At 66.4% G+C, this 7,259-nt stretch carries 4 protein-coding genes; 2 read left to right on the forward strand and 2 right to left on the reverse strand.

Translation table 11 applies throughout. The features are described 5' to 3' along the window. Both ACLFQI_RS10095 and ACLFQI_RS10100 read right to left on the reverse strand, forming a co-directional pair. Window positions 1-3,764 (reverse strand): efflux RND transporter permease subunit (locus tag ACLFQI_RS10095; RefSeq protein ID WP_410759009.1); only part of this gene is annotated, 3,764 nt, incomplete at its 3' end. Window positions 3,765-3,898: 134 nt separating this feature from the next. Continuing rightward, window positions 3,899-5,038, reverse strand: coding sequence for an efflux RND transporter periplasmic adaptor subunit (locus ACLFQI_RS10100; protein ID WP_410759015.1), 1,140 nt, complete (start codon window positions 5,036-5,038; stop codon window positions 3,899-3,901). A 517-nt stretch (window positions 5,039-5,555) separates the two neighbouring features. Between ACLFQI_RS10100 and ACLFQI_RS10105 the strand changes: the two genes are divergently transcribed. After that, window positions 5,556-6,155 (forward strand): NUDIX domain-containing protein, encoded by a 600-nt coding sequence (locus tag ACLFQI_RS10105; RefSeq protein WP_410759011.1) that lies wholly within the window; start codon window positions 5,556-5,558, stop codon window positions 6,153-6,155. 27 nt (window positions 6,156-6,182) lie between these two features. Further along, window positions 6,183-7,253, forward strand: a complete 1,071-nt coding sequence (nadA, locus tag ACLFQI_RS10110) for a quinolinate synthase NadA (protein ID WP_410759013.1) — start codon at window positions 6,183-6,185, stop codon at window positions 7,251-7,253. Window positions 7,254-7,259 lie beyond the last annotated feature (6 nt).

Genomic DNA, 7,259 nt, shown 5'->3' on the forward strand with positions numbered 1-7,259 from the left:
GGTGCGTCGGCGGGCGCCTCGGCGCTGACCGTGGACGGGTCCGCGGTTCGAGCCGGGGATGACGGCGTTGCCTGTTCGTCAGTGTCGGTGGCGCCCGATCGATCGCCCGCGCCCGCTCGCTCGCCATCGGCGCCCTGGTCGGAGCGGCGCAATGCATTAGGCAGCGGAGCGGATCGCCCAGTTCCCCCCGCGGGCCCACTGCCCTGCGCACCGGCGACTGGCTTGCGGCGCCGTTTGCGCGATTCCTTGAGCCAGTCGAACAGGAGCAGGAACAGGCCGCGGATGGCATAGAGGATCAGCATCAAGCCACCGCCGATCTTGGCCAGGACCGCGCCGAGCCTGCCTTGGCGCCGAGGCGGGCTCGTGGTGGCGGCGCGATACGGCTCCTCGCGTTGCAAGTGCTCGCCGCAGGGCACCGTCATGCCGGTCGGCGCGCTGGCCACCGCGACCTCGCACAGATCCTTGCTCGCGGCGACGCAGCCGAGCGGAATCACGATCAAGGTCAACAGGGTGGACACCAGCACGCCGGACGACAACGAGATCGCCATGCCCTGGAAGATCGGGTCGGTGAAGATGACGCTGGAGCCGGCGACCAGCGCCAGCGCGGTAATCACGATCGGTCGCGTCCGCGTGGTGCAGGCACGGATCACCGCCTCGGCGACCGGTACGCCCTTTTGCACCTCGTGGATCGAGAAGTCGACCAGCAGGATCGAATTGCGCACGATGATGCCGGCGAGCGCGATCCAGCCGATCATCGAAGTGGCGGTGAACTCGCCGCCCAAGCCGAACTCGAACGCCGCCCAATGCGCCGGAATGATGCCGAGCAGGGTCAGCGGGATCGGCGCCATGATCACCAGCGGGATGCGGAAGTTACCGAACTCCCAGACCACCAGGATATAGATCAGGACCAGGGCCACGCCAAAGGCCGCGCCCATGTCGCGGAAGGTCTCGTAGGTCACGGTCCACTCGCCAGCCCATTCGAAGGCCGAGACCTTGTCCGAGGGCGGCGGCCCGAGCCAATACGCCTTGGGCGTCACGCCATCCGGTGCCGCGTAGCCCATCTCGTCGATCCGGTTCTGGATCTGGAGCATCGCGTAGACCGGGGCGGCGAGCGTGCCGCCGACATCCGCGACCACGTACTCGACCGCGCGCAGATCCTTGCGATAGACGATCGATTCCTCGGACACGCGTTCGAAGTCACCCAGCTCGCGCAGCGGAATCGTCGCGCCGGAATTGGCGCGAATCGGCAGATCGCCCAGACGCTCGATCTGCGAGCGCTCGGCCAGCGGCACCTGCACTACGATGTTCACCGGCTCATGCCCGGCACGCACCTTCACATCGCCGATCTCGGCGCCACCGAGCGCCATGGTCAGATTGCGGTTGATGGTATCGACCGAGACACCCCGGCGCACCGCCTTCTCGGTATCGACATCGAAGCGCCAATAGTCGAAGGACTCGCGCAGATAGTTGTCGACATCGCGCGCGCTCTCGGCCTGGGCAAAGATGTCCGTCAACTCTTGCGCAAAAGCGCGGCGCACCTCGGCGCTCGGCCCGTGCACCTCAGCCACCACCGACTGCAACACGGGCGGCCCCGGCGGCATCTCGACCACGGCGATGCGCGCGCCGTTGGCGTCCGCCAGCGGTTTCAGCATCTCGCGTGCCTCGACTGCGATCTCGTGACTACTGCGCTCGCGATCGTGCTTGTTGGTCAGCTGCACCTGCAGCTCGCCTTGCCAGGGATCGGAACGCAGATAGTAGTGGCGGACCATGCCATTGAAGTCGAAGGGCCGCGCGGTGCCGGCATAGAGCTGAATCGCGGTCACCTCGGGCATGGTGCGGATCTTGCCGGCCATCTGATGCGCCAGATTCGCCGTCACCGGCAGCGCCGTGCCTTCCGGCATGTCCAGCACCACCGAGAATTCCGGCTTGTTGTCCAGCGGCAGCATCTTCACCGGCACCCACTTGAAGTAGAAGAAGCTCAGGGTGAAGAGGAAGGTGCCCCAGAGCACCAGTTTGAACAGCAAGCGCTTGCGCTTGTGCTCGATCAGCGGGGTGAGAATGCCGACATAGAGCCGTTCGAGGCCCTTCGCCTCGCGGTGCTCACGCTTCTCGGCCACCTCCAGGTAGCGCATCGACGGCCGCAACCACCGCGAGATCGCCAGATAGGGCGTGAACACGAAGGCCGCGAACAGCGAGATCAGCATCGCCACCGAGCCGAGCGCCGGGATCGGCTCCATGTACGGCCCCATCATGCCGCTGACGAAGCCCATCGGCAGCAGCGCCGCGATCACGGTGAAGGTCGCGAGGATGGTCGGATTGCCAACCTCGCGCACCGCGTCGACGGCGGTGTATTCATCGGTGCGGCCCTCGGCGAGCCAGCGGCGGTAGATGTTCTCGACCACCACGATGGCATCGTCGACGAGGATGCCGATCGAGAAGATCAGCGCGAACAGGCTGACGCGGTCGATGGTGTAATTGGTGACCCAGGCCATGAAGATGGTCATCAGCAGCACGACCGGGATCACCAGCATGACGACGATCGCCGGCTTTAAGGCGCGGAAGGCCGCGAGCACCAGCAGGAACACGAAGAAGGTCGCGACAAACAGCTTGAAGATCAGCTCCGAGACCTTCTCGTCCGCCGTCTCGCCATAATTCCGAGTAACGCTGACCTCGACATTGTTCGGGATCCGCTCGCCCTTGATCTCCTCGACCTTGTCGAGGATCGCGTTGGCCACCGTGACGCCATTGGTCAGCTCCTTCTTCGCCACCGCGATGGTCACCGCCGGCGCGCCGTCGGCGCGCGCCTCGCCTGCGTCCTCGGCCGCCGGGCCGCTGTAATAGGCGACCAACTGCTCGGCATCCTCCGGCCCCTGGCGCACGCGCGCGATGTCGCGCACATAGACCGGGATCTCGTTGTAGGTGCCGACCACCAGGCGTTCGATGTCCTCGGCGCCGTCGAGGAAGGAACCGGACACCACCGAGAAATGCGAGCCGCTGGACTCGACACCGCCGGCGCTGGTTTCGGCATTGGCCGCGCGAATCGTGCTGGCGACCTCATCGAGGCTGATGCGATAGCCCGAGAGGCGCTCTGGATAGGCATCGACGGTGATCTGCTCGCGCCGCCCGCCGACGATAAAGCTATTGCCGGTGTCCTTCACTTCCTTGAGCGACTGCAGCACGTCTTGGGCCAGTAGCCTGAGCTGGCCGTCGTCGACATCGGGCCGACCGTTGCCGTCGACATCCTTCGACCAGAGCGTCAGGGTGACGATGGGCACGTCGTCGATGCCCTTGGTCTTGACCAGCGGCGGCATCACCCCCGGCGGGATCTTGTCCATGTTGGACGCGATCTTGTCGTTGACCTTGACCAGGGACGGCCCGACATGCTCGCCCACCTCGAACTCGACCGTGACCAGGCCCTCGCCGCGCTGGGCGGCGGAGTAGACATGCTTGACGCCCGAGATCTCGCTCATGATGCGCTCGAGCGGCTGCATGGCGAGACTCGACACCTGCTCGGCGGAGGCGCCCGGGTACTGGACCATGATGTCGATCATGGGCACCGAGATCTGCGGGTCTTCCTGGCGCGGCGTGGCGATGAGACCGAGCAGCCCCATGATCAACATGGCGACATAGAGCAGCGGCGAGAGCGGCGAGCGGATGAAGAAACGGGCGGTGCGACCGGCAAGCCCGAGGTTGTCGCCATCCATCGAGGCGAGGGTGCGAGCGTCTTCCGGCGCTGGCGTGCGAGGGCTGTCGTCCTGGCTCATAGCATGTTTCTTACGTCAGGAGCGGGCGTGAAAAAACCGAGAAGGGGCGCGGGTGGGCGGCCCCGTCGCGACCGAGCAGCGGCGATCCTCTCGGCGGTTGGCTGTCGGTGGCTTTGGCCTTGGTGGCTTCGATCTCAGTGGCCTGGGCGATCGCGCTGGGACCAGCCAGCGGCAATGCCGGGGCCTGGGTTGGCGAGGATGCGTTCGCCGGCGCGCAGGCCGCTGAGCACCGTGACCCCGCCGCGCGGCGTCGGCTCGCCGACCCGGATCAGGCGCAGATGGGGGTTGCCGTCCTCGTCGAGCACATAGACCCCCGGCAGGCTGCCGTTGTAGCGAATCGCCGTCCTCGGCACCACCGGATTGACCCGCGCCGGCGCGTTGAAGTCCGGCACCAGAACCTTGGCGTACATGCCGGGCTCGGAAACCCCCTTGGGCAGATCGAACTTGACCTTCACCGTGTGCCGCTCGGGATCGGCCATCGGATAGACCTGCGCGATGCGCACCGGCACCTCTCCGGGGTCATCGGCGGGATCGGCGTCCCTGCGCGCGCGCGCCGGCACATCCAGCTCGGCGCGCAGCATCGCTCCCTCGCGCAGCCCGGGACGCAGACGCGCCGGCACATCGACCTCCACCTGTAGGTACTCGACATCGGCAAAGGCCAGCATTGGCTGCCCTGACTGCACCGTATCGCCGACCTCGATGAATTTGCTGACGATCATGCCGTCGAAGGGCGCGATGGAGCGCGCATCACGCAACTTGGCATCGAGCGCGCGCAACTCGGCTTGGAGCCGCATCATCGTGTTGTGCGCCTCCTGGATCTGGGTGCCCGAGGCGAACAGGTCGGCGGACAGCTCAGCGTCCTGATCCCGCTCGCCGACGAAGTCCTCCAGCGGACGCGTGAAGAACTGATCGAACAGGTTCGGCACCCCCATGCCGCCGGGCGCATTGCGCGCGCGCGGCGCGCGCATCTCGCGGCCGTATTGCACGCTGGCATTGCGAATCTGGGCATCGGCGGTGGCCAACTGAGCCAGCAGCGCATGGCGCTTGGCCTCGAGTTCGCTCGCATCGATCGACACCAACAGCTCGTCCTCCTCGAACGCATCGCCCTCGATACCGGCCAGATACTTGACGCGTCCCGGTAACTGCGCGGCCAGCGTCACCTCCTTATAGGGCACCACGGTGCCGCCAACCGAGACGGTCGGCAGCCCCTCCGCCTGCTTGACCACATAGGTGTCCTCCATGGTCTGGGCCGACACCGGCGTCATGGCACTCATTGCAACAATGAGGCCGAGCGAGAGCATGCGCATAATTAGATTTCCCATGGTTCTTCCGGGTAGCCGAGGAGCTGAATTCGGCGGATCGTCAAGGCTGCCAACCCGTGTCGCCGGCCTCACCGTGCTGGTGCATGCTTAAGCCAAGCCTGGCGCCCCCGCTCGGCCATCGCCGAGCGCGCGCCAGCCCGCCACGCGGCAACCGCCTTGATCGTTATCGTTGACGGTCTCATGAGCCAAGCCGCGAAGTATCCTGAAAATGCCACCGAAGATCAAGCCAACGGGATATTTAGGCCAAAAAAATCAGCCCCTTAGACAAGCGATCAGGGCTTCTTCCAAGCGCCCCCGAACGGCCTCCGGCAAGGCTAAGCCGTTGACGCCCGCCAGCTTTGTCGGCAGCGGCCAAGTCCATCCCGAGGTGGCGCGCGCACCCTACCTGAGCTTGACGCAAGGCGTATAGTATCCCTAGCCAGTCGGGCTTTCATCCGTGCCCGATCCGGCTGAGCCCGAGGCAGCGTGTTTGAGTCCCGAGTCCCGCATGGTCGATCCGTTAGCAACCACCCCCAAGCCCTATTGCTATCGATACCCGCATCCCGCAGTGACCACCGATGTCGCGCTCTTCAGCATCCGCGAGGACGGCCTGTGGCTGCTGCTGATCGAACGCGCTCAGGAGCCGTTCACGGGCTGCTGGGCGCTGCCCGGCGGCTTCCTCGACATCGACGAGGATCTCGACGCCTGCGCCGCCCGCGAGCTGGCCGAGGAGACCGGGGTCGAGGGCCTTGCCCTCGAGCAGCTTGGCACCTTTGGCAAACCGGGGCGCGACCCGCGCGAGCGCGTGATCAGTGTCGCCTATCTGGCGCTGGCGCCGGACGCGCCGCTGTCGGTGCGCGCCGGCGATGATGCCGCCGCCGCGGCCTGGTTCCCGGTCCAGGCACTGCCGGCGCTCGCCTTCGATCATGCCGAGATCGTCGATGCTGCCCAGCGCCGGCTGCGCGCAACACTCGATGACGCCGGCCTCGCCTGTCAACGCCTGCCCGCGACCGTCACCCTTGGCGCGCTGCAACGCGTCTACGAGAGCCTGCTTGATGCCGAGATCGACAAACGCAACGTCCATGGATGACCGGATCACTGCCTGTGACATGAACGTATGAACACCGCCAACGCTGAACCTCTCATCCGCGACCGCATCGAAGTCCCGCCGCAGCCGATCTGGCCAGCGCTCGACGACGACGCCAAGACCGCGCTCAAGGACCGCATCACGCGCCAGCTCGCCGAGCGCGATGCGGTGCTGGTCGCGCATTACTACGTTGACAGCGAGCTGCAAGCGCTCGCCGAGGAGACCGGCGGCCATGTCGCCGACTCGCTCGAGATGGCCCGCTTCGGCAGCGAGAGCGACGCCAAGACCCTGGTCGTCTGCGGCGTGCGTTTCATGGGCGAGACCGCCAAGATCCTCAATCCCGAGAAGCGCGTCCTGATGCCGACGCTCGCCGCCACCTGCTCGCTCGACGAGGGCTGTCCGGCCGAGGCCTTCGGCGCCTTTTGCGACGCCCATCCGGACCGCACCGTGGTCGTCTATGCCAACACCAGCGCCGAGGTCAAGGCACGCGCCGACTGGGTGGTGACCTCGAGCATCGCGCTGCCGATCGTCCAGCACCTGCACGCACGCGGCGAGAAGATCCTCTGGGCGCCGGACAAACACCTCGGCCGCTATGTGCAGCGCATGACCGGCGCCGACATGCTGCTCTGGGACAGCGCCTGCGTGGTGCACGAGGAGTTCAAGGGCTTCGCGCTCGAGCGCGTGCGCCGGTTGCACCCCGATGCCGCCGTGCTGGTGCATCCGGAGTCGCCGACCGAGGTCATCGATCAGGCCGATGTCGTCGGCTCGACCACCCAGCTCATCAAGGCGGTGCGCGAGCTGCCGAATCGCACCTTCATCGTCGCCACCGACGAGGGCATCTTCTGGAAGATGCACCAGCTAGCGCCCGACAAGCAACTCATCGCCGCGCCCACCGCCGGCGAAGGTGCCACCTGCGAGAGCTGCGCGCACTGCCCCTGGATGGCGATGAACGCCCTGCAGAACCTCGCCATCGTCCTCGAGCGCGGCGACCAGGAGATCGCAATCGACGCATCGATCCGCCAACGCGCGGTACAGCCGATCCAGCGCATGCTCGACTTCGCGCGCGAACAGGGCATCGGTGGGGGTCGCGACGGGCGCTGAACCGCG

Origin of the sequence: Halochromatium sp. (assembly GCF_046541315.1) — a bacterium.
Taxonomy (GTDB): Bacteria; Pseudomonadota; Gammaproteobacteria; order Chromatiales; family Chromatiaceae; genus Lamprobacter.

What these genes read in the sequence shown, in the direction of transcription:
- ACLFQI_RS10100 (WP_410759015.1), bottom strand. Translation starts at nt 5,038, where the DNA reads ATGAGTGCCATGACGCCGGTGTCGGCCCAGACCATGGAGGACACCTAT.
- nadA (WP_410759013.1), top strand. Translation starts at nt 6,183, where the DNA reads ATGAACACCGCCAACGCTGAACCTCTCATCCGCGACCGCATCGAAGTC.